The sequence below is a fragment of the Paenibacillus nitricinens genome (genome assembly GCF_052056485.1).
GTDB lineage: Bacteria > Bacillota > Bacilli > Paenibacillales > Paenibacillaceae > Paenibacillus_AQ > Paenibacillus_AQ nitricinens.
In genome coordinates, this window is sequence record NZ_CP183948.1 from 4,586,603 (window position 1) to 4,610,581 (window position 23,979).

Consider the following 23,979-nt stretch of genomic DNA (forward strand, 5'->3'; position numbering starts at 1 on the left):
CGAACCTTAATACTACACATATACGGTATAATCGTGCTGCTGCAGAAGCACCTTCGCACGTTCCATATCGTGCTCCTGACGAAAAGATAGGCGCATAATACCCGGCACATCTTCACGACTCTCGATGATTTGTACGTTGCTAAGGTTAATGCCTTGGTCCCCCAGCTCAGTAGCAATACGTCCGATAATCCCCGGATGATCCGGTACATCAATATGTAGGTCAAATAAAGGTGCTATCATGCCTTTACGCCGTTCAGGCAACTGACTGCGGAAGCCATTCGCTTCTTGGAAGGCCTCTTCAATTCCTACGCCATCTTCACTTTCCAGTAGACGAACAAAAGAAGAAACTTCCTCGTTCCAATCCTTCAATAAACGAAGCATTACGGAACGATTGTTCAGCAAAATGTCTCGCCAAATTATAGGATCACTGGAAGCAATCCGAGTGATATCCCGAAAGCCTCCTGCAGCTAGCGTACTATATAAGGAGTCAGTATCGTCATAGGCACGAATTTGATTTACCAAAGCAACAGCAATAATATGCGGTAAATGACTAATGGCACCTACAATCTCATCATGGCGTTCTGGATCAAGGCGTACAATCTGCGCTCTTGTGTGGTGTAGTAAAGACTCCAGTGCATGATAAGCCTCGTCTGGTACGCCTGGAGGAGGCGTCAACACATAATAGGCATTCTCAAATAGCAATGATGAAGCTGCCTCAACACCTGATCGCTCTGATCCTGCCATTGGGTGTCCGCCGATAAAATGTACTCCAGGAATTTCTAAGGAGACCGCACATGCGGCAATACTAGCTTTCGTGCTTCCTACATCTGTAATAATGCAGCCGGGTTTTAGAGGCAATTTACTTAATTGCTGCAGATAATCCTCTAACATCCCTACCGGTACACACAAAAAAATGAAATCAGCATCAAATGCTGCTTCTTCAACAGAAAGCGTGGCATGGTCTACCACACCTCTGCTTATATATTTACTTACGAATTCAGGACGGTGGGCATGCCCTACGACGGTCAGGCCCTCCTTGCCTTTAAAGCAAAGGGCCAGTGAGCCTCCGATCAGACCGACACCGAATATAGCTATTTTTGTCGTCATGTTCTTTGAACTACCTGCCTTTTTTAGTCTAGTCATGCTGTTTACTACTAGGCGCGCACACCATACTCTATAAGAATTTGTTCCAGAGCGGTTATAAACGCTGTATTCTGCTCTGCCGACCCAACAGTAACACGAATATAAGTAGGGTAAACTTGATGACCTGCTCTTACTATGATTCCTTTACGCATCAAAGCATCGAAAACCTCTGTAGCTGGCTTACGAACATCTACCATAATGAAGTTCCCGTGTGCAGGGAAGGATTCTAGGCCCAGACGTTTGAATTCAGCTTGTAATTGGACAATACCCGCGCTATTAAGGCGACGGCATTCCTCTACGTATTCTTGGTCATTCAAGGCAGCCAGAGCCGCCGCTTGCGCAAGACGAGAGGTATTGAAAGGCTCGCGTACCTTGTTGATCAATGAAATAATTTCAGGACTAGCAACACCATAACCAATACGCAATGCAGCTAAGCCATAAATTTTGGAGAATGTGCGAAGCACAACCAGATTCGTATAACGATTTAATAATTGGATACCGTTTGAGTAAGAAAGATCTGTTACGTACTCACAGTACGCTTCATCAAGGACAACCATTACATGGGAAGGAACAGCACCAAGGAAAGAAATCAAGGCTTCCTCGGGTACAATTGTACCCGTTGGGTTATTTGGATTACAGATCCAGATAACCTTCGTACGGTCCGTAATACGGGCCAGCATCCCATCCAGATCATGTGTACCCTTTACAAGGGGTACCTCGATGGACACGGCACCTTCGATATCTGCGTTACTCTTATAAACAGAGAAGGTCTGATCAGCCATGAGTGTCTCATCACCCGGCAAGAAGAAGGCGCGAGCAATAAGTGCAATAATCTCATCAGAGCCACAGCCAAAAATAATATTATCGCTATTCACACCAAGACGGCTGGCAAGTGCTGCCGTCAACTCAACGGCCGATCCATCTGGATATAGATAAAGATTATCAAGCTCTGCTAGAATAGCCTCTTTAGCACTCGGGGAAGCTCCATACGGGTTCTCATTGGATGCAAGCTTAATAACCTCACTTAAGCCGAGCTCTTTCTTAACTTCGTCTATAGGTTTCCCTGGTTTGTAGACAGGGAGATTAACTATATTCGGTTTTGGATTCATGAATAGTCCTCGCTCTCCATAGTTGATTACTCCACTATACACAGGTCAAAATGACACTGTTATGGTCTTTTTAATTGTGCCACAAATTCTCGAATTTGCAACAGCCCTTCATTCCGTGTAGCGGGATTATCGAGCAACGGAATGACCTCTTCTATTTTGCGAACAATGGCACTACCTACCACCACACCATCGCAAATCTGAGCAAAACGGGCAACCTGTTCGCCAGTTGAGATCCCAAATCCTACAGCTACTGGCAGATCCGTTGCTTGACGCACGGAGTCTATAAATGCCTCTACATCAGCATGGAAAGTGGATCGTTCCCCTGTCACACCTAACGAGGATACACAATAGATAAACCCACTCGCACCTGAGACAATCTTCGCAATACGTTCACTTGAGGTCGGTGCAACTAGTGGAATGAGATTAACGCCAACCTCACTACTGCGGCGGCGCATCTCCTCTGATTCCTCGACAGGAAGATCTGGAATAATAAGTCCACTAATCTCATGAGCATTCAGTTCTGCGAAAAATGTATCCAGCCCCATTTGCAGGATAGGATTGTAATAGGAAAACAAAATAAAGGGCAAGCCGCTTCCGGCTTGACGAGCTTTTAACGCGGTCTCCATACAGGTACGCAGGTGAACCTCCCCCCGCAGAGCTCGTGCAGACGCTCGCTGAATAACAGGACCATCTGCTAGCGGATCAGAGTAAGGTACTCCTAGCTCCAGAATATCTGCACCTGCCGTCTCCAGTTCTGCGATGATGGCAAGCGTAGTCTCCAGATCAGGGTCTCCAACCGTCAGAAAAGGAATTAATGCCGTCCGCTCTTCAGCTTTAAGCTTCCGGAATACCAAATCCATTCGGTTTGTAGTTTCGGTTGTCATTCGTTTCCCTTCCCTTCTGTGTACGCCATGATCGATTCCACATCTTTGTCTCCCCGGCCTGACAGGCAGATAACAACAATATCATCCTTGGTAAGGGTTGGACCCATCTTCACAACATGGGCTATCGCATGTGCAGACTCCAAAGCTGGAATAATACCTTCCGTTACACATAGCAGCTTCAGTGCATCGAGCGCCTCTGCATCCGTAATCGGAACATATTTTGCGCGTTCGATATCTTTTAAATAGGAGTGTTCAGGACCTACACCAGGATAATCCAGACCTGCGGAGATGGAATGGGCCTCTGTTACTTGACCATGCTCATCCTGTAGTAGATAACTCATCGAACCCTGGAATACGCCATGAGTCCCTTTACTCATCGTCGCCGCATGAAATGGTGTATCAATTCCTTTGCCTGCTGCCTCAACACCAATCATACCGACGCCTTTATCCTCTACGAATGGATAGAACATACCGATAGCATTACTGCCGCCACCTACAGCAGCAACAAGCACATCCGGCAGTCTTCCTTCAGCCTCCAGAATCTGGCGCCGCGTTTCATCACCAATAACCCGCTGAAAGTTACGAACCATCATCGGATAAGGATGTGGGCCTACGGCAGAACCGAGAATGTAAAAAGTATCTTCCACATTGCTAACCCAGTAGCGAAGCGCTTCGTTGCCGGCATCTTTTAAGGTGCGCGATCCGGATGTAACCGGAATCACTTCAGCACCAAGCAGCTTCATACGGAATACATTGAGTGCCTGGCGACGAGTATCCTCTTCCCCCATAAACACCTTACATTCCATACCAAGTAGGGCTGCAACCGTAGCCGTAGCTACACCATGCTGACCAGCTCCAGTCTCAGCGATCACCTTGGTTTTACCCATCATTTTAGCCAGAATTCCCTGACCAATGGCATTGTTAATCTTATGAGCACCCGTATGATTCAAATCTTCACGCTTCAAATATATTTTTGCTTCTCCCAGATGTTTACTTAGGCGCTCCGCATAATACAGTGGGGTCTCCCGTCCGGAATATTGCTTTAAAAGATAATCTATTTCTTCTTGAAAAGCAGGGTCTGCCGAATACTTCTCATAGGCTTCCTCCAGCTCAATCAATGCAGTCATCAAAGTTTCGGGCACGAAGCGCCCTCCGAATGAACCGAAACGTCCATGCTGGTCCGGTACTTGTGTCATGATTGCTTCACCCTTTCCACAAAAGCTGTCATTTTAATAATATCTTTAACGCCTTCACTCTCTACTCCACTAGATACGTCTACTCCGTACGGAGAATAAGTATCTAGCAACTCTCCTACGTTATTAGGATGAAGTCCGCCAGCCACAAATAACGGCAAACCATTTCGTAGCGCGATTTCCTGATAATGAGGCAACCTCTCCCAAGCGAACGTGCGCCCTGAGCCGCCGCTCTGCTGAGGATCATAAGTATCTAACAATACAGCATCAACGAAGCCTGCGTATTGTTCCAATGTATATTTGTTATCAGCGTCATCACGCTCTTTATCAGCAACAGACAATGCCTTCCACACCTGAACTTGTGGGAAAGCTTGCCGAACCTTTTGACAAAAGGCTGGACTTTCCTCTCCATGTAGCTGAATGACATCTAGTGACACAACAGAGAGCAGTTCGCTCAGCTCATCCAGCTCTGGATTAACAAAAACCCCAGCAGCTTTAGGTTTTTCACTAGTCTTCCATTGCGGAAGTTCAGCGATCAGTTCGGAAGCACGCTCCAGAGTAACCCTGCGACGACTAGGAGCGAATACAAATCCAATATAATCTAGTGGTAAGTGTAACATAGATTTTAGCACTTCAACGTCCTGAAGTCCACAGATTTTTACCAATGTCTCAGCCATGCCGGACACGGTCCTTTCCATTTGGAAGCATTCCTAGCAATCCATTTACCGCTTCTTCTACATTTGCTTGACGCATTAAATATTCCCCTACGAGTACCCCGTGAGCGCCAGTCGTTCTTAAGTAGTCAATATCACTTGGCCCTGCAATTCCGCTTTCACTGATCACAGGAACCCCTTGAGGTACTATCGCTGCCAGCTCTGCCGTTGTCTCTAGGGATGTCTCAAAGGTACGCAGATTACGATTATTAATACCCAGCAGAATATTAGGATGTGTTATCTTGTCTGTACTTAATACCACCGCAAGCTCATTCCGGTCATGGACTTCGATTAATACATCCATTCCAAGCCCAGTAGCTATTTCTATGAAATGAGACAGTTTATCCGGTGTCAAAATAGCAACGATTAACAACACCGCATCTGCTCCAAGAATACGCGCTTCATAAATCTGTTTCTCATCGATAATAAAATCTTTACGAAGCAGCGGCAGATTTACAGCTTCCTTCACTTGCTGCAAGTAAGCAGCGCTGCCCTGAAAATAATCCGTATCCGTCAAAACAGATAAACAATCAGCGCCACCTGCTTCATAACCTTTTGCAATGGAAACAGGATCGAAATCTTCACGAATCAGCCCTTTTGAAGGGGATGCCTTCTTTACCTCTGCAATCAAACCCAAATCCCTGTTCTTCCCTTGGGTCAGAGCCTTACGAAAGCCTCTAGTCTGAGGGAGTGCTGCTATATCACGTTCAGCTTGAGCTAGAGAAAAACTATCACTGAGCGCCTCCACCTCTTTGATCTTTGTAGCGACAATTTTATCAAGATACATAATTAAGCTCCTCCGTCATCACAACAAGCTGTTTCAGCTTGGATAATGCCTTACCCGAATCCACTACTTCTTTAGCTTTCTCGACGCCTTCGGCCATGGTATCTGCCAGACCCGCAACATATATACATGCTCCTGCATTAGCTAACACGATATCTCGGTAGGGATTGATCTCACCTTGGAGCACAGAGGTAATAATTGCTGCGTTCTCAGCTGCATCTCCACCCAAAATAGCTTCAAGTGGATGTCTGTTAAGACCTAATCCCTCCGGAGTAATTTCATAAGTGGTCACTACACCCTCTTTTAGTTCAGACACTAATGTAGAGGCTGAGATGCTGATCTCGTCCAGACCATCCGAACTGCTTACAACCATTGCACGCTTGGAACCCAGCTCCTTCAGTACATTCGCCACCGTCTCCGTCTTATTCCGGTCATAAATCCCTAGGAGCTGACGGTCAGCTCCAGCGGGGTTCGTAAGAGGACCCAGCATATTGAAGATCGTACGTACACCAAGCTCTTTACGAGGAGCTGCGGCATGCCGCATCGAAGGATGATAAATTTGGGCGAATAAAAAGCAAATCCCGATACGGTCCAGACATTCCCGGGCTTGGTCTGCATTCAGATGAATGTTTACGCCAAGGGCTTCAAGTACATCCGCACTTCCCGCTCTGCCTGAAGCAGAGCGATTTCCATGCTTGGCAACTCTTACAGAAGCCGCTGATGAAATAATCGCTGAGGCGGTTGAAATATTAAATTTATGGATGCCGGAACCGCCCGTACCACAAGTATCTAACAAGCGTGCGCGATCAGTCAGTACGGATGTGCCGAACCCTCTCATAGCTTCTGCAAAACCCGTAATCTCCTCCACGGTTTCTCCTTTAATTCGTAAAGCGGTCAGCAGTGAACCGATTTGCGCTTGTGAAGCATCTCCTTGCATTATAGCACCCATTATATCCCGTGCTTCTGTACGTGTAAGATTCTTGCCTTCGATTAGTCCGGCGATTCCTGATTGAATTAATTTCGCTCTATCCATAATGTTCTTCCTCCCAGCCTTAATGAGTTACTATATAAATCAAACCACTTGTTCAGGGGTATATTCGTACATATAATCTTGGTTGATAACTTGTTTCTCTTTCACTTCGGATGGAAACATAGCTTCTGCCATACGAATAGCTTTCAGCATGCCCTTCGCCTTATTCACCGTTTCTTCATACTCTTTCTCGGGAACCGAATCCCAAACGATACCTGCTCCGGCCTGTACGTACGCACGACCTTTCCGGAAGATGATGGTACGAATGGTGATACATGAATCCATATTTCCTGAGAATCCCAGATAGCCAATAGCCCCAGCGTAAGCACCACGTGCCTCTTGTTCAAGTTCAGCGATAATCTCCATGGCCCGCAGCTTAGGAGCACCTGAGACGGTACCGGCTGGCAGACAGGAGAGGAAAGCATCAAAGAAATCTTTATCCTCACTGAGCGTGCCTGACACATTCGAGACCATGTGCATGACATGGGAGTATCTTTCAATCTCCATAAAGGAATCACATTTTACTGAACCAAATTTGGATACTCTCCCTAGATCATTACGACCCAGATCAACAAGCATCAAATGTTCCGCACGTTCTTTTTCATCCTCCAAGAGCTCGGCAGCATACGCCCGGTCTGATGCTTCACTGTCACCCCTTGGTCTAGTTCCAGCAATTGGCCTTGTTTCCACACGATTTCCATCCACCTTTACGAGCGCTTCAGGTGATGTGCCAACAATAATCTCCTCGTCCATTTTCAAATAGTACATATAAGGAGAGGGGTTAAGAGTTCTGAGCATCCGGTATACATGCAATGGAGAAACTTCCGTTTCAATATGCAACCGCTGTGACAATACCACTTGAAAAATATCGCCTGAGCGAATATATTCTTTCGCCTGTTCTACATTGTTGATGTACTGCTCTTTAGTGAGGTTAGAATGAATCTCTCCAAGCTCGATATCCTGCGGAATGCTGCGGCGATTCACATTTTCCTTAGGGCCTTCTTTTTGCAGATCTTCGGCCATTGCCTCCAGCTTACGACTCAGGCTTTCATAATTGGATCGGATATCCGAATCTGTATCTCCGTCTTTTACATGCAGGTTACCAACAAGCAGAATCTGTTGCTTCACATGGTCAAAAACAATGATCCGATCGCAAAACATAAATCTTATATCATCCATTTGGAGATCATCCACAGGATGCTGAGGTAACTTCTCATAATACTGAAGCAGATCATATCCGAAAAATCCGATAGCCCCTCCAGTAAATGGAGGCATTTCGTCAAGCTTAGGACTACGGTATGAACGGAGTAACGCTTTAAGCTCCTCAATCGGCTTTCCGTATAGTTGCTTCTTCTCTCCGCCGACTTCTACGTTAATTGCACCCTTTTTACCGGATATCATCAAAAAGGGATCGCTACCGATGAACGAATACCGTGCCCATTGTTTTCCACCCTCTACACTTTCAAGCAAGAACGCGCGATCACGTTCAGCGAAACGTTGGAATAACCGGATAGGTGTTTCCATATCCGCGAGCAGTCGCTTTACAACAGGAATCAGATTATAATCCCGCGACAGCTTTACCACCTCTTGAACACTTGGATTCGTCATTGTTAGATGCCCCCTTAGATATATGAATGGTTCCGAAATACAAAAAAACCCTCTACCGAAGTAGAGGGTTTGTGTTAGTAAGTATATGTTTTTGAGCATTGATCAGCATTATTATGTAGTGTCTACAGACTTATCCCTAAATAAGATATTTCACTGATGATAAATGACTTCAGTGCATATCAAAATAAAGACTCTGCTTACACGGTACATGCTAATCTAAAAAAACTTCTCGCACTCTGCTCAACTATACTCATCTCAACTAAACTAAACTCTTCTATACTCGGCTAACTACACTATACATGATGACAAGGGTCATTGACAACCCACAACTACAATTTAAGACTTACTCTCTGATAAATCCGGACGTAGCTTCTGAGCCTCATTCAGATAAACGTGGCGAATCTCACGCTGCGATTTATCTGTATTAATCTGTACCATCAACCGGATACACATCGGCAAGCTTCCTTTAACCGGGATTTCCGTTGAACACATAAGTGGAACCATTTCCCAGCCCTCAATCTCACGAATAGCTCTTGCAGGAAATGTAGCATCCAGATCATTGGTCATCGTAATCCAGACATTGCTTATATTCTCAGCGATAACATCATTACGTTCTACGATCTCCCGCAGCAGTATAACGGTCTCACGTAAAATCTCTGCCTCTTCGTTCTTAGTCACGGTTGTTGCTCCGCGAATTCCTCGGTTTACCACGGTCTTCCCTCCTTCTTAAGCTCTGCGAGAACCTCTCGCACAAGCGACTCCTGCACATCGTTCACAATGCTTACAGAGCCTATGGCATCAGGCACGATAAAGGTCATCTTGCCTTCCTTGAATTTCTTATCATGCATCATAGCGTCCATCAGTTCATCTTCATCATACTCGGAAGGAAGCCGTACAGGCAGTGACAACGCGGTCAGCATAGATACAGTATCCTCATAAATAGAAGCATCCCGCCCAAGCTTCGCAGCCAATAGCGCTGAACCCGCCATCCCAATCGCAATCGCTTCTCCATGCAGAAACACACCGTACCCACCAACGGCTTCAATGGCATGTCCGATCGTATGTCCAAGGTTCAATATCGCCCGAAGTCCATGCTCACGCTCATCATTCGCCACTACATCTGCCTTAATTGCACAGCCACGCTCTAAAGCATAACCTAAGGCTTCGACATTCAGCGCTAGCAGCTCTTCGGCATGATCACGACACCAATAGGCGAACTCTTTGTCCACGAGGAGACCGTGCTTTACCACTTCAGCCAGACCTGATGAAACTTGCCGTGCTGGAAGAGTACGTAGTGTGTCCAAATCGTAGAGTACCATTGACGGTTGATAGAAGGCCCCTATCATATTTTTGGCTAATGGATGATTGACAGCCACTTTACCACCCACACTACTATCATGAGCTAGAATCGTCGTCGGAATTTGCAAAAACCCGATTCCACGCATATAGGTTGCTGCTACAAATCCTGCTAAATCGCCAACCACTCCGCCGCCTAAAGCTAAAACCGCTGAATTGCGGTCTAATCCAGCTTGAATCGCGGTTGTCATAACTTCTTCATACACGGCTAATGATTTAGAGGCTTCACCTGCCGTCATTATGTGACTAACCACTGTATAACCGTGAGAACGCAAAGCTTCTTCAAGAGCTGGCAGGTACCTTGGTGCTACTTCAGTATCACTCACTACTAACAGTGGACTACGCTCCGAAAATCCGGCCTCAGCACAATAATGGGCAATGTCCTTTAGTAATCCACTACCGATAAGAATAGGATACGAACGGTCACCTAAATCTACATTAATTGTACGCATAATTAGTAACTCTCCAGCTGTGATAGGTAATTTTCATAGTTCGCTTTAATTTCTTCCAGGGAGTCGCCACCGAACTTATCAAGGAATGCTTTTGCGATTTCCCAAGCCACTACGTTCTCCAGAACAACACATGCCGCTGGAACCGCACAAGCGTCCGAACGCTCGACTTGCGCTGTAAATGGTTCTTTGGTGTCGATATCCACACTTTGAAGCGGTTTATAAAGGGTAGGGATCGGCTTCATGACACCGCGAACTACAACAGGCATGCCGTTAGTCATACCACCTTCAAAACCACCTAAGCGATTACTTGCACGGTAGTATCCTTTAGAAGCTTCATACATAATTTCATCATGGACTTGCGATCCACGCAATTTGCCAGCTTCAAACCCAATGCCAATTTCAACGCCTTTGAATGCATTAATCGACATTACCGCCCCAGCGATTGCTCCGTCAAGCTTCCGGTCAGACTGTACATAACTGCCAAGTCCGACAGGAAGTCCTTCGACGATACATTCAACGATTCCACCGATGGAGTCGCCCTCTTCCTTAATCTGATCTATGTAAGCCTCCATCTTCTGTTCCGTTTCTTTGTCGACAACTCTGACAGAGGACTGTTCTGTCCGCTCAATCAGCTCATCGATAGGCAGATCGTTAGCAGGCGCTTCAATTTCACCGATACGAATAACTTGCCCTGCTACCTTCACGCCAAAAGCTGCAAGCAGCTGTCTCGCTACAGCGCCACATGCGACTCTGGCTGCTGTTTCGCGAGCACTGGAGCGTTCCAGTACGTTACGAAGATCCGTATGGTTGTACTTCAATCCGCCATTCAGGTCTGCATGGCCAGGACGCGGCCGATTTACGCGGCGTTTTTCTTCGTCACTGCCAGGAATAGGCTCGATATTCATGATGTTCTTCCAGTGAGTCCAGTCTTTATTCTCTACTATCAAGGCTACTGGAGCACCTGTAGTATAGCCATGACGCACTCCACCTACAATTTGTGCCGTATCTTTCTCAATCTGCATGCGACGTCCGCGTCCATAACCCTTTTGTCGACGCTGTAATTGAAAATTAAGCTCTTCAAAATCCAATGTCAAATTACTTGGCAATCCCTCAATAATGGCCGTAAGCTGGGGGCCGTGCGTTTCCCCCGCTGTTAAATAGCGCAAACTCATGCTGCGTTCCCCCTTTTATACTTTTAAACTGTAAACCGCTAAAATCCTAATGATCTTTGCTCATTATAGTATAGGCAATCCTCTTTGACAAGAAAGGGATCTCCCCAAAACAACTCCATTCGCGGCAAAATGAATGCGCTTTGACTTAAAGAAAAAGCGCCATTCATACTCAATAGAGTATAAATGGCGCTCCTCGGCACGGTCCGGCATTTGTTAGCTTCCGATCCGCTGACTTGTTGAAGGAAATGTAGACTTACGCTCTTCCAGTTGCAGAAGGCGCTTCAATTGCATTTCTTCTACACCGAGAATTTGCCCGCACTCACGAACGGTAATAAAGCCTCGTTTGTACGCGGCAATGACCTTGCTTTTGTCCATCAGTTTAACGATCCTTTCGCTTAGCTTACAGATTCTACTACCCAGTATCACTGAACGATAGCGAAAGTATACCTAAAAAAGTACACAGATGAAGGAGCAAGAAGTATTTATTTTTTACGATAGAAAAAGGTTTCCGTCGATTCAAAGCCATATTGCGCTGGCGTAAAGATCTGCTCTGTACTGCCTACAAACAAATACCCGCCTGGACGTAAACTAGCCGAAAACTTATGGTAGAGCTTATTCTTCGCCTCTTCAGTAAAATAGATCATTACATTGCGACAAATGATAAGATCAAAACCCTCATCGAACTTGTCCAGCAGTAGGTTCTGTTTACGGAAATCTATGTTTTTCTTAAGTGTGTCGCTAACCTTGAATAATGGACCCTCGGGTTTAAAATAACGCGCAGCAACATCATTAGGCACATCCTTCAAAGAACGTTCCAGATACAAACCTTGCTTTGCTTTAGAAAGCGCACCGTCGTCAATATCCGTAGCCAGAATGCCAGTCTGTCCCAATAAATTCTTATCCGATAAAATCATAGCCAGCGTATAGGGCTCTTCTCCAGTGGAACATGCAGCGCTCCACAGTTTCAATCTGCGGCCAGATTGTTGCAAATCAGGAAGAATGATATCTCGCAGTACTTCCCACCGATTCGGATTCCGCCAAAACTCGGAAACATTAATCGTCATTCGGTCCAAAAATTCATAAAATAATTCCTTGTCCTTCATCATTGCGGCAAAAAAATCACTAAAGGTTTGATATCCATTCTTCACACGAAGAGTCGTTAAACGCCGCTTCATCTGCGCTTCTTTATATTGAGCCAGATCAATTCCGGTGCTTTGCTTAACATGATGAATAAACCCGATGTAATCTGAATCTGCTGTTAATGCTGCAACATTACGATCAGACATGTTAATCCCCCGCCTCCCGCTTGGCTCCTACATCCAGACTGCGATCTCTTTGCTATAAAGATTCAATTCATCTGGAGTAAAGAAATTAGCAATTTCTCGTTCTGCACTTTCAGGCGAGTCAGATCCATGAATTAAATTAAGCGGTGTATGGCTGGCAAAGTCGCCTCGAATCGTACCCGGCAAGGCTTCTCCTACCTTCGTCTTACCAATGAGCGTACGGGATAATGCTACAACATCATCACCTTCCCATACCATTGCAAACACAGGACCTGAAGTTATAAAAGAAACCAACTCTGCAAAAAAGTCCTTGCCAGCATGCTCCGCATAATGTCTTTTTGCTTGGTCTTCACTGACTGTAATCAGCTTTGCAGCGACCAGCTTAAAGCCCTTATCTTCAAAGCGTGAGACAATACGCCCAATTAATCCACGTTGTACTCCATCCGGTTTGACCATCAGATACGTCTTTTCCATAGAGGCACTCTCCAATTTCCCATTAGCTGGGTTGTTTTGACGCTATCTTAACAGAAACCGCGCCTTCTGGAAACGTTTAATTTCACGATCACCAAAATACTAATAAGCTCTGCCTGTTACAAAAAAGGCAATATCGCGCAGATTACGCTTAGTCTTGTTGTTAGGCAACTGATCTAGCGCAGCAAGTGCCTTCGCGATATAACGCGAAGCCAACTCCTCAGAACGGGCAATTCCGTCTCCAGAAAGAATAAGATCAATAGCACGCCCTACTGTACTGTGCCCTTCACGAATAGACTTCAACTCCTCAAGAAGCGGAGCTCGCAATCTTTCATCTTCCAGGCTATAAATGACAGGGAGGGTGATGTTCCCTTGCCGCATATCACTACCTGGAGGTTTACCGATTTGCTTCTCGGTGCCTGAGAGGTCAAGTAAATCATCCCGAATCTGGAAGGCCATCCCTACATTATATCCATAATTATAAAGTAGACGAGCCACCTCTGGTTCAGCTTCAGCAGCAAGTGCACCCAATTGGCAGCTGACTGCAATCAACAGCGCTGTTTTGCGGCGAATCCGCCGCAGGTAATGACGCACACTTTGCTCACTGTTGAAGAAGTCACGAATCTGCTCCATCTCTCCGATCGACATTTCAATCATGGCCTTGGACAAAATCTGATGAATTCGCGGATTCTTCAGCTCCGTCGTCATCACCAGTGCTTTCGCATATATGTAGTCACCGGTGTACATGGCAATTTTATCGCCCCATTTGGCCTTAACAGTAAGTTCACCTCGGCGCAGTTCTGCATCGTCAATGACATCATCGTGAACTAGTGAAGCGCTATGAATGAGTTCTAGCGGTATCGCCACACGTTTCAGCTTCTCAAGATCATACTTACCAAATTTCCCACCCATCAAAACGAATACGGGACGCAATCTTTTACCGCCAGCTTTTAATAAATGCAGAGAAGTCTCAGTTAGTAGGTCGTCATCACCCTGTACGCTACGGTACAAATCTTTTTCAATCTGATCCATGTCTCTGTTCAGTAATCCGAATATTTGCAGTCGTTTCATTCTTTCACCCGTGTCAACAGTTTATGACTCCAAATCTCCATCTTCACTGCCTGCGGCAGCAGACCCATCTCATAGGCATAGCGGAAATAGAGGTTCAGACCTTTCTGCTGCCTTTCTCCAAAATCATAGCATAAATTGCGAAAGTACCCTTCCCAATAAGACTTAGTCCCTCCAATTGTCGTACAGGCTGCAAGTACTATAGGATCTAAATCACTTAGACCCCGCAGTTTACTCTCAGCAAAAGCTTCTGCAATCTCCGCAATGGCTTCCGGTTTATCATTCGCAGCTTTTCGATTCACTGCCCAGACTGCAAAGGTCATCCCTAAGCCCGTCCATTCTTTCCAAAGCTCCGCCAGATCCGTAACGATATACCCTTGATCCTGCCAAGAGGCTTTAATCGCATGATCACCAATGAGTAAGCAGGCATCTGCTTGATGCATCATGGCATCCAAATCAGGATTAGCGCTAATATATTCTGGTTTATTGCCAAAAGCCTTTTCCATTAAAATTTTCAGCAAATTTACCGATGTTGCAGAAGTGTTCGTAACAGCAATCGTACCGGAACCTATCTGTGCAAGAGGCACCCGAGAAAAAAGAAATATTGACCTCACAGGACCGTCCGCGCTTACCGATAAATCAGGTAACAGCAATAACTTATCGCTGGCTTCAGCATACGCAAAAGAGGATAATGCACCCACATGAATCGTTCCACGACTCATCCCCTGATTAAGAATGGCAGGTACCTCACTCACCATCTCTGCCGGATATTTCAGTGCAGAGGGATGAAAATTGTGAAATACCGGCCATGAGTTAGTATAGCTGATTTTGCCTATGATGGTGTGGCTGTTATTCTCCATCCTTTCAATCCCCCCATCTGCGAAATAATTGATGTTCAATATTAAAGCTGTCAAGCACTTTACCCACCATGAAATTAATCAGATCATCCATACTTTGTGGCCCAAAGTAAAACGCCGGCATTGCCGGAATGATCCGAACCCCCAGACGGGACAGCTTCAACATATTCTCAAGATGAATAGCATGCAGAGGTGTCTCACGAGGAACAAGGACCAGCGGACGTCCTTCCTTAAGCATAACATCAGCAGCACGAGTCATCAGATTGTCGGAGGTTCCATTAGCAACCGCAGACAATGTTCCCATGGAACAAGGCATAATAATCATCCCTTCCACACGAAACGAACCGCTTGCAATAGATGCACCGATATCAGCGACAGGATGATAAAGTAGAGAACCGGGATAGCCTTTGAACTTTTCGTTCAAAAAGCCTTCCCGGTCTGATGCGATATAACCTAGTTCTTCTTTAAAAACGCGCCAGCCCGCATTACTTACTACCAAATGAACGGAGTAGCCTAGCGATAGCAACGTTTCGATCAGACGAATACCATAAATAGCACCGCTTGCCCCTGTAATTCCAACCACGAAGTTTTTCGGTTTAGTAAGCGTCATTTTTTGAAATGCACCACCAAGTCAATCAAAGTGAAAGAGAACACCACGATGCTCAGCACGCCGTTCATAGTGAAAAAAGCTGTCTGTAACCGACTGAGATCACTCGGAGATACGATATAATGCTCATAAAAAAGAATAATATAAGCGAGGATCATACCTGCTACATACCACCAGCTTAAATCCGTCAAAAACAACAGCGATACGAATCCAATCGCCGTGAGAATGTGAAACACGCGAGCAATAACTAGCGCGCCCTGAACCCCAAACCGCACCGGAATGGATTTCAAGCCCTCTTTAAGATCAAACTCAACATCCTGACAAGAGTATATAACATCAAAACCAGCCGTCCAAAACACTATTGTGAAGTAAAATACCATTGAAGTCCAATTCACACTACCGGTCACAGCTACCCAGCCGCCCAGCGGTGCAAGCGCAATGGTGAGGCCGAGGATAAGATGGCATGCCCATGTAAAGCGCTTAGTGAATGAATAGATAACAAGAAGGAATACAGCGATAGGTAACAGTTTAGCTGACAAAGGATTTAATTTAAAGGCTGCCCAAAAGAGCAAGAAAAACGAAATGCCTATAAAAATGACAACTTCACCGATCTTAAGTAACCCTGCAGGAATCGCTCTTCCCGCTGTGCGTGGATTCTTGGCATCACTGATTCGGTCTATCAATCGATTCAATCCCATAGCTGCACTGCGTGCTCCAAACATAGCGATTACAATCCAGCCAATTTGACTCCAGGATGGGAGGCTATCATTCATGACAACGGATCCCAGTAAAGCACCCATAAAGGCAAAGGGTAAAGCAAATACTGTATGTTCAAACTTAATCATTTGTAAAAAGATACCGATTTTCTTAAACATTCCCGTTCTCCTTGAGCCCAATATGTAATGCCGCGATGCCTCCGGTCAAGGGGAAGGATTCCACTTTTTGAAGTCCGGTTTCACGGAAAATAGTGGCCAGTTGCTCCCGGTCTGGGAACATTGCCAACGATTCTGGCAGCCATTTGTATTGCTCGTACCTTTTCGCGAATAACTTACCAAGCAATGGAAGCACACGCTGGAAATAAAAGAAATATACACCTTTAAACGGCTGTTTCATCGGCTTGGATAGCTCCAAACATACAACCATTCCACCAGGTTTTACTACCCGCTTCATTTCGTTAAGCACTTGAACAGGATCTGGCACATTGCGTAGTCCGAATCCAATCGTTGCATAATCAAATGCATTGTCTTCAAAAGGCAGTTCCATAGCATTGCCCTGCACCAGGGAAATACGATCCTGAAGCTTGCGCTCTTCCACTTTGCGGCGACCTACTTCAAGCATACCTGCGCTGAAATCCAGTCCGATTACATTGCCAGTCTGCGAGGCTTCCGCCAAAGCGATGCTCCAATCACAGGTTCCACAACATAGGTCAACGGCCGAATCCCCGCGCTTCATCCCCATCTTCTTCATCGTGAATTTACGCCATGCCTTGTGGCGGCGAAAGCTTAGGATGTCATTCATCAAATCGTATTTTCCAGCAATACTCTCAAATACGGAATGTACAAACTGCTCTTTTGGTTTGCTGTTGTCACCTACAGCAGTTGTCGTTTTTTCCATAGTCATCCCTTAACCCTCCACGGCTGCTTGTCCTGTGACCTTCATCTGCAGGAGAAAACGATCCAGCGCGATCTCTAGCTCTCTAAGTAAACTCTCGTCATTAACGCTTTGCAATAGTCCCTGAATAGACTGAAGCGATTGATGAAGCTTGTCCGTCAGTTGCGAATCACATTTATATTTCATTTTCAGCATCTTCCATTCCTTCTGATCAAGGTTCAGGTCTTGAAGTTGCTTGCGTTCTTCCTCCGTTGCAGTCTCCATCATCTTCCAGTAGCAATAACCATTCCCTGCATTCGCAGGATTATCACTACGAAGAAGCTCAATAGCAACGGTCTCATACTGACTGAATTCTGCCAGCAGTTTCTCCCACAACTCCACTAAGGAGTTCTCAATCATAGGCGTAAAAGAAAGGAACAGCCGCATATTCAGCTGTACCATGTGCCGCAAGTATTGTTCAGCCGAAAGACGTATGCCTCTCATCTTCACGTAGAGATTCGCTTTCAAGACATTGAAATCTGCAATCGCCTTACTCAAGATTCCAATCATCTCGATCTGATCACTCTTTGCAAGCAAATGGTAAAACCAGCTACTGAAGTAATCGCCAGCCAGTACCTTCAATTGACGGGAACGCATAGGGTCTCCCCCCCGTCTATCATTCGAACGGTCAATGACCTCATGCGTATCCAGACCTAGTTGAACAAGCGCTGTCACAAGCGTGTACAACTCTCCGGCACTTCCTTTTGCAGAAGAAGCATGATTTAGAAAAATATATAACAAATGACCCCGGCCATCAGAAAACGGCGGCAAATCCGTATGCTTCTGAATCATGTCGTAGTCGGTGTAGGGTTTAGCCAGTTGCGGTATGCAGTACGGTTTCATTTCAGCCTCCGAAGCCATTGACATAATAATAATTCATTTTGTTCACAATCTTGTCTATTATATCACATGTTTTTTTGTCACGCACTGTGGTACGCCTGAGTTTCTTTTAATCCATTCAAGGATAAATGAACTGTTTCTTCCAGAGCTCGGTTTCACTAATGCGGAAGTCCGTTTTGAGACGATCCGATATAGGATGATTACCCGCAGACTGAAGTTCATCTTGCAGCGTATAAGACCACTCAGAACGTCTGATATCCCCGGCTAACAGCAGCCGGCGGCTACCAAGCCATTTATCTTCTACCACAATGCGAAGTAGAAGTTGATCCACATTCGAGGTTTCTTGAATGGCAAAGGATATAGCCTGAGCCATATTTTGATAGAGTTCCTCAGGTTCATGATCGTTCCCGCTCACTTTCAGATCCAGTGACAGAACATGATCTTCCCAGCCTACGCTATCTATGGGTAAGGTCAACGGAAGAGCGCCCAGAACATCAACAAGATTGTCGTTGTCAAGCACTGTGTTATGGTTGCCGGTAAAAGTCTCCACTGTCCCATTTCTCTGCTGTACGGATGAGTCTAAGTCTGCCAGTTTCGGCAAAATAATAGCAGAGGTCGCAGTCAAGAGTAATACGGCACCAATCAACCAGGCTTTGTTCATGGACACGCCCCCCTTATCCATAGTACCCACTTTTTTGTGGATATGATCATTCACCCTTACTATATTTTGAAAAAAAGCAGGCTATGCCTGCTTTTCAGCTTTCGCTTTCCAATTGTCCGTGTTTCGTTAAAATCTCAGCTTTTCCGCGAATTTTCATTGCTGAGGTATGATCGGTAAACTGGGCAATCAACACCTCACCCTTGTCTAGCTTCTCTGTATGATGAAAGCGCGTATCCGTACCTCTAGTTAGCCCAATGACTTGAACGCCATTTTCTTTAGCCTTCACCACAATATAGTCGCTACCTGTCGGAAGCGGATTTTCGCTCGTATTTTTATCCGTCATCGCTGATCCTCCTCTAAACCTAATGTACAACCCATGCTATTCCAAAAAACAAATGCCGCCTTGGAGGGCGGCATAGTTGTTACTTAAAAAGACTATGGGATTGATATGTAGAAATCTTTATTTGATTCCGTCTTTCAGCGCTTTACCAGGTTTGAATGCCGGTACTTTGCTTGCAGGAATTTCGATTTCTTCACCAGTTTGTGGGTTACGGCCTTTACGTGCGGAACGTTCGCGCACTTCAAAGTTTCCGAATCCAACCAGTTGTACTTTATCACCGCTTTGCAGCGCTTCTGTAATTGCTTCGAAAACCGCATCTACAGCTTTAGTAGCATCCTTCTTGGGAAGTTCAGTTGCTTCTGTAACTACATTGATCAAATCAGATTTATTCATGTTTTCTCACCTCCCTGAGTAAATTTCCGGTATCATACACTGTTTCCGTTTAAACGTAAAATATACGTGATAATCCCGTTTATTACTGAACACTGGCGCCCATAGACCTTGAAGCGCAACAAACTTATAGTAATACAGCCCATCCATAAATTCAAGCAGTTAGACAAAAAAGGAGTAGAAATTATCATCTACACTTGCATAAACATCCAATTGCTATCTAATTTTATAGACCTATAAGACCAGGTTAATTCTTCTTTTCAGAAATAAATTGAGTCAGATTCACCGTTATTATAGGAACTAGGAATCAAGTTTCATTATTTTTACACATAAAAAGAGTGGGATCTCTCCCACTCTTCCAATCTGCTTAAATTTAAGTTAGAGAATAATTGCAATAAGCCCGCCTGAGCCTTCATTGATGATCCGGCCAAGCGTTTCTTGCAATTTGTAGCGTGCATTATCCGGCATCATCGCGATCTTGCCTTGTATACCTTCCCTCACAATGGAATGCAAGGAGCGCCCAAAAATATCGGATTCCCAAATCTTAATCGGGTCGTTCTCGAAATCCTGCATCAGATAACGAACCAACTCTTCACTTTGTTTCTCTGTACCAATGATTGGTGAGAATTCAGATTCAACATCAACACGAATCATATGAATTGATGGCGCGGTGGCCTTTAAGCGAACCCCGAAGCGAGAGCCTTGACGAATCAGCTCTGGTTCATCTAGCGCCATTTCAGCTAGCGAAGGAGCAGCAATACCATAACCGGTAGTCTTGACCATTTCTAAAGCTTCCGAGAAACGGTCGTACTCTCTTTTCGCGTGTGAGAATTCCTGCATCAGCTGGAGCAAGTGATCCTTACCGCGGATTTCAACCCCTACTACCTCCATCAGAACCTGATCATACAGCTCTTCTGGGGCATACAGATCGATCTCTGCTACACCCTGACCCATGTTCATACCACTTAGGCCAGCTTTATCGATAAAATCATACTCTGTGAACTGAGATACGAGCCGGTCAACATCCCGCAAGCGGCGAATGTCTTTTACCGTATCGCGAACGGAGTTTTCATAGCTACTACGCAGCCAATGATTCTCTCCAAGCACCATGACCCAGCTCGGCAAGTTCACATTCACTTCATGAACAGGGAATTCGTATAATACTTCACGAAGTACACCGGTTACGTCCTCTTCAGTCATGTTTGCTGCGCTGAGCGTCATGACAGGGATATCGTATTTGATGGCTAGCTCACTGCGGAGCTGCTGTGCTTCCTCACTGCGCGGCCGAGTCGAGTTAATGACCAGCACAAATGGCTTACCCACTTCCTTCAGCTCTGCAATGACGCGTTCTTCAGAGTCCACGTACGAGTTCCGCGGAATTTCTGCAATCGTACCATCTGTTGTTACTACAACACCAAGCGTTGAATGCTCCTGGATGACCTTACGGGTCCCGATCTCTGCCGCTTCCTGAAAAGGAATTGGCTCCTCAAACCAAGGTGTAGAGATCATTCTTGGTCCATTCTCATCCTCGTAGCCTTTAGCGCCTTCTACAGCGTAACCCACACAGTCTACCAGTCGAACATTAACCTCAAGCCCTTCCGCAACCTTGATTTGGACTGCGCTGTTAGGCACGAACTTAGGTTCAGTGGTCATAATTGTTTTGCCTGCTGCGCTTTGCGGAAGCTCATCCACAGCTCTTACCCGATCTGCCTCATTCGTGATGTTAGGCAGGACAATTGTTTCCATGAAGCGCTTGATAAATGTCGATTTCCCCGTGCGAACCGCGCCGACGACGCCAAGATAAATGTCTCCGCCGGTACGCTCGGCAATGTCCTTGAAAATATCCACTTTTTCCAAAAGAGATCCCCTCCTCATATTACTCCGAAGAAAAAATGCCTGAAGAGCATCGACTTCGCGTTCCGCCGGTAATCTGACCCTTGCAGGACATCCACCGGACTTATCGTATGCCCGCCCGAAGCCTAGCTGCTTTCGACCGGGACGTACTGGCCCCGCGCTAAACTCCGAATGCTCGGACATGCATTTGGACTAGTATCATCATATGTATCCGGAACGAATTTATGACCCATAATCGCGCATTTTGCAATGTAATTTCTAAAAATCAGTTGTGCGCGCCGCAAGGCGTCTGACGCCCGGAAGCTTACTCATTCATCATATGAGGTAGGATTCATTGATAGAACTATTTTAGTGGATATGCATGAAGAAAATTATAGAATATTTGGAAGCTTAGAATGCTTTCATTCTACTCACTATTTCACTAGGGCAATACCAAAAGAAGATCCGGCATTCCCGGCAAATACAATATAGCCCTTCTCAGGCAGTACAACTTCATTTTTACTGCTTATGACCGTGTTATTTACGAGGGCTCCCGTTTCATCGTATACCATAAAAGCCCCTTTTGCCGGCATCTTGACTACCATTTTCTTTCCAGCTGCTGTTTCAGGAACGCTGAACCATCTAGCATAACCATCCGCCTGTATCGTAGTTATCGACGATTTGCCTTTATACAGCGGCATCACGCCGTCTTCACTCATATACAAGGTTCCAGCCGCATTAAAGAACTCTATGCCTTCTTTTGCATAGAAAAGAATATCCAATGTATCCCGGCCCGCGATGCCAGGAATTTCGTGCTGGCCCTGAGCCGTATTTGGACCTGTTATCTTCATATCTCTGAAGTAACCTTCGCTTGTCTGTATTGTTGGCCTAATCATGTTCATATAGGTGATGGAACTGAATTTCTCGCTGACTGGATAGTATGACTTACCTTCTCTTTTTGCCCACGCATCTGCGGTTTCTTTATTCAATGCTGCAACTTCCAATTTCTCCGCCTTGTATTCAGAAAATGCAAGCTGGCCTAATTCAGGAACCGAAATATACTGACTCATCCACAAATAAGTCCGTCCGTTACTTTCCTTAACAAAATTAACCTTTGTGCTGCCTTCCTCATCAACAAAAGTTCCATCTGTGGTGTAAATAAATTTTTGTTCCGGGGCAGTCGTTCCTGATAAAAAGAGTTCCCCATTTTTAATAGTTACCTTCCATTGGCTGCTAAGCGCACTGTAATAACCTGCGAACTTCACAAGGTCTTTTGGCATGTCAGCCTTAACTGGCTTGCCAAATGATTTATCTGGCTTGATTTCTTTAATTGCGCCCTTCTCTTTCATCGCCTGAAGGAGCAGTTCACTTGCCAGCAGCTGATTAATTACGGAGCTCCCCCCCGAGGAAATGACTGCTGCAGCCATATTCTGTTCTGGAAGCACGACAAGGGAGGAATGATACATCTGTGTGTCTCCTCCTTTAACAAGGGCTTTTATACTATAATCGTTAAAAGGGAATAATCGTACACTGTCCCAACCAAGTCCGTAGTCAGCAGAATTATCCCCGTCATCTTTGGGCCAAAATCCCTTTCTATACTCTTCTTGCTCCATGGCCTGTACTGATTTGGTTGAGAGTACATCTGCTCGCTTCCCAGTAAAGATTTCCGAGAATCGGACTAAATCCTCAGCAGTAGAGTAGATTCCGCCTGTACCAATAGCATTGGTCGTCTCCGTCGGGAGCTGGCCCTCGAAGGCAGGAGAGTAAAGACCTGCAAATTTGCTTGAATCTACCTTGTCTTGTGGCGTCATGGTATGGTTCATACCCATAGGTACAGCAAAATTATGATGAATGAATTCCGTGAAAGTCATTTTACTGACTCTTTCTACAAGAATTTCTGCGAGGGTAAACCCATCATTGCAATACACTGAAAAAGCTCCCGGTTCTGCCTTTAATTTCTGTGTAGACAAGTGCTCTAGCAGCGTATCGTGTACGTACGTATCTGGATCATCAAATAGAAATGCACTAGCTAAAGTCGAACCTTGAAAACCTGATGAATGATTCAACAACATGCGCGGAGTAATCTTTTTGTAACGATCATCTTCCATCACGAAATCCGTAATATATTGTACAACGGGTGTATCGAGATTGATTTTACCTTCATCCACTAATTTCATGACTGCTGAGGCGGTAAACATTTTGCTCGTAGAGCCAATACCATAGATGGTTTCCTTCGTTAAAGGGATTTTTCCTTCTATGTCGTTAATTCCTGATTGTCCCGATACTTTGATCACTCCATTGTCGATCAAGGCATACTGCACGCTGGTTATCCCATATTGTTCAGTTAGAAGCGCTGCTTTCTCAGAAGCGAGCTTCTCTAGCGGTTTAGAAGAAACCGCAACTACGCTGCTGGAAGCCATCGCGCCTATTGGAATAAGCTGGGTCAGGAGTAATGCCGCTGAAAGCGTCCATATGAATCTTTTTTTCATGTCATCAACATCCTTTTTCACTAATTTTGAATGATTACGAATTTTT

General features: G+C 45.3%; 25 protein-coding genes. All 25 read right to left on the bottom strand.

The annotated features are described in order from the left end of the window. Positions 1–12: 12 nt before the first annotated feature. Complete coding sequence (locus ACN6KS_RS20405) at positions 13–1,107, bottom strand: prephenate dehydrogenase (protein ID WP_440960379.1); 1,095 nt, start codon at positions 1,105–1,107, stop codon at positions 13–15. 47 nt (positions 1,108–1,154) lie between these two features. Continuing rightward, positions 1,155–2,252 (bottom strand): histidinol-phosphate transaminase, encoded by a 1,098-nt coding sequence (gene hisC, locus ACN6KS_RS20410; RefSeq protein WP_440960380.1) that lies wholly within the window; start codon positions 2,250–2,252, stop codon positions 1,155–1,157. Between the two features lie 59 nt (positions 2,253–2,311). Further along, complete coding sequence (gene trpA / locus ACN6KS_RS20415) at positions 2,312–3,136, bottom strand: tryptophan synthase subunit alpha (RefSeq protein WP_341135328.1); 825 nt, start codon at positions 3,134–3,136, stop codon at positions 2,312–2,314. Next, the gene (trpB, locus tag ACN6KS_RS20420; RefSeq protein WP_042190170.1) at positions 3,133–4,332 is read right to left on the bottom strand and encodes a tryptophan synthase subunit beta; all 1,200 of its coding nucleotides are present in this window, start codon (positions 4,330–4,332) and stop codon (positions 3,133–3,135) included. Before trpB ends, trpA begins: the two co-directional genes overlap by 4 nt. Beyond that, positions 4,329–5,006, bottom strand: coding sequence for a phosphoribosylanthranilate isomerase (locus ACN6KS_RS20425; protein WP_440962426.1), 678 nt, complete (start codon positions 5,004–5,006; stop codon positions 4,329–4,331). The genes trpB and ACN6KS_RS20425 overlap by 4 nt, the downstream gene beginning before the upstream one ends. After that, positions 4,999–5,829, bottom strand: coding sequence for an indole-3-glycerol phosphate synthase TrpC (gene trpC, locus ACN6KS_RS20430; RefSeq protein WP_440960381.1), 831 nt, complete (start codon positions 5,827–5,829; stop codon positions 4,999–5,001). Before trpC ends, ACN6KS_RS20425 begins: the two co-directional genes overlap by 8 nt. Next, positions 5,819–6,859 (bottom strand): anthranilate phosphoribosyltransferase, encoded by a 1,041-nt coding sequence (gene trpD / locus ACN6KS_RS20435; RefSeq protein WP_094870055.1) that lies wholly within the window; start codon positions 6,857–6,859, stop codon positions 5,819–5,821. Before trpD ends, trpC begins: the two co-directional genes overlap by 11 nt. Before the next feature lie 39 nt (positions 6,860–6,898). Then, positions 6,899–8,464, bottom strand: coding sequence for an anthranilate synthase component I (gene trpE, locus ACN6KS_RS20440; protein WP_094870056.1), 1,566 nt, complete (start codon positions 8,462–8,464; stop codon positions 6,899–6,901). Between the two features lie 336 nt (positions 8,465–8,800). After that, positions 8,801–9,175, bottom strand: a complete 375-nt coding sequence (gene aroH / locus ACN6KS_RS20445) for a chorismate mutase (RefSeq protein ID WP_042190180.1) — start codon at positions 9,173–9,175, stop codon at positions 8,801–8,803. Then, positions 9,169–10,272 (bottom strand): 3-dehydroquinate synthase, encoded by a 1,104-nt coding sequence (aroB, locus tag ACN6KS_RS20450; RefSeq protein ID WP_094870058.1) that lies wholly within the window; start codon positions 10,270–10,272, stop codon positions 9,169–9,171. Before aroB ends, aroH begins: the two co-directional genes overlap by 7 nt. A 2-nt stretch (positions 10,273–10,274) precedes the next feature. After that, on the bottom strand, positions 10,275–11,444 hold the full coding sequence (gene aroC, locus ACN6KS_RS20455; protein WP_094870059.1) for a chorismate synthase: 1,170 nt from the start codon (positions 11,442–11,444) through the stop codon (positions 10,275–10,277). Positions 11,445–11,657: 213 nt separating this feature from the next. Further along, on the bottom strand, positions 11,658–11,819 hold the full coding sequence (locus ACN6KS_RS20460) for a hypothetical protein (protein ID WP_170880309.1): 162 nt from the start codon (positions 11,817–11,819) through the stop codon (positions 11,658–11,660). A 107-nt stretch (positions 11,820–11,926) separates the two neighbouring features. Then, positions 11,927–12,730 (bottom strand): CheR family methyltransferase, encoded by an 804-nt coding sequence (locus tag ACN6KS_RS20465; protein ID WP_094870060.1) that lies wholly within the window; start codon positions 12,728–12,730, stop codon positions 11,927–11,929. A gap of 27 nt (positions 12,731–12,757) precedes the next feature. After that, a complete protein-coding gene (gene ndk, locus ACN6KS_RS20470; RefSeq protein ID WP_094876384.1) occupies positions 12,758–13,201 on the bottom strand; it encodes a nucleoside-diphosphate kinase in 444 nt (147 codons plus the stop codon). Between the two features lie 99 nt (positions 13,202–13,300). Further along, positions 13,301–14,269: a polyprenyl synthetase family protein gene (locus tag ACN6KS_RS20475; protein WP_094876383.1), complete on the bottom strand. Its 969-nt coding sequence runs from the start codon at positions 14,267–14,269 to the stop codon at positions 13,301–13,303. Further along, complete coding sequence (locus tag ACN6KS_RS20480) at positions 14,266–15,126, bottom strand: menaquinone biosynthetic enzyme MqnA/MqnD family protein (protein ID WP_094870063.1); 861 nt, start codon at positions 15,124–15,126, stop codon at positions 14,266–14,268. The genes ACN6KS_RS20475 and ACN6KS_RS20480 overlap by 4 nt, the downstream gene beginning before the upstream one ends. Positions 15,127–15,130: 4 nt before the next feature. Next, the gene (locus tag ACN6KS_RS20485; RefSeq protein WP_042190195.1) at positions 15,131–15,733 is read right to left on the bottom strand and encodes a UbiX family flavin prenyltransferase; all 603 of its coding nucleotides are present in this window, start codon (positions 15,731–15,733) and stop codon (positions 15,131–15,133) included. Continuing rightward, complete coding sequence (locus ACN6KS_RS20490) at positions 15,730–16,605, bottom strand: UbiA-like polyprenyltransferase (RefSeq protein ID WP_042190197.1); 876 nt, start codon at positions 16,603–16,605, stop codon at positions 15,730–15,732. Before ACN6KS_RS20490 ends, ACN6KS_RS20485 begins: the two co-directional genes overlap by 4 nt. Continuing rightward, positions 16,598–17,350: a demethylmenaquinone methyltransferase gene (locus ACN6KS_RS20495; RefSeq protein WP_094870064.1), complete on the bottom strand. Its 753-nt coding sequence runs from the start codon at positions 17,348–17,350 to the stop codon at positions 16,598–16,600. Before ACN6KS_RS20495 ends, ACN6KS_RS20490 begins: the two co-directional genes overlap by 8 nt. 3 nt (positions 17,351–17,353) lie before the next feature. After that, complete coding sequence (locus ACN6KS_RS20500; protein ID WP_440960382.1) at positions 17,354–18,223, bottom strand: heptaprenyl diphosphate synthase component 1; 870 nt, start codon at positions 18,221–18,223, stop codon at positions 17,354–17,356. A 115-nt stretch (positions 18,224–18,338) separates the two neighbouring features. Then, positions 18,339–18,881 (bottom strand): hypothetical protein, encoded by a 543-nt coding sequence (locus tag ACN6KS_RS20505; protein WP_341135331.1) that lies wholly within the window; start codon positions 18,879–18,881, stop codon positions 18,339–18,341. Between the two features lie 94 nt (positions 18,882–18,975). Continuing rightward, positions 18,976–19,224, bottom strand: a complete 249-nt coding sequence (gene mtrB, locus ACN6KS_RS20510) for a trp RNA-binding attenuation protein MtrB (protein ID WP_042190204.1) — start codon at positions 19,222–19,224, stop codon at positions 18,976–18,978. Between the two features lie 117 nt (positions 19,225–19,341). Further along, positions 19,342–19,614, bottom strand: a complete 273-nt coding sequence (locus ACN6KS_RS20515) for an HU family DNA-binding protein (protein ID WP_036676223.1) — start codon at positions 19,612–19,614, stop codon at positions 19,342–19,344. Between the two features lie 375 nt (positions 19,615–19,989). Next, complete coding sequence (spoIVA, locus tag ACN6KS_RS20520; protein WP_094870067.1) at positions 19,990–21,468, bottom strand: stage IV sporulation protein A; 1,479 nt, start codon at positions 21,466–21,468, stop codon at positions 19,990–19,992. Between the two features lie 410 nt (positions 21,469–21,878). Further along, positions 21,879–23,933 carry a serine hydrolase domain-containing protein gene (locus ACN6KS_RS20525; protein ID WP_440960383.1) on the bottom strand — a complete coding sequence of 685 codons (2,055 nt, stop codon included), beginning with the start codon at positions 23,931–23,933 and terminating at the stop codon, positions 21,879–21,881. Positions 23,934–23,979: the final 46 nt, after the last annotated feature.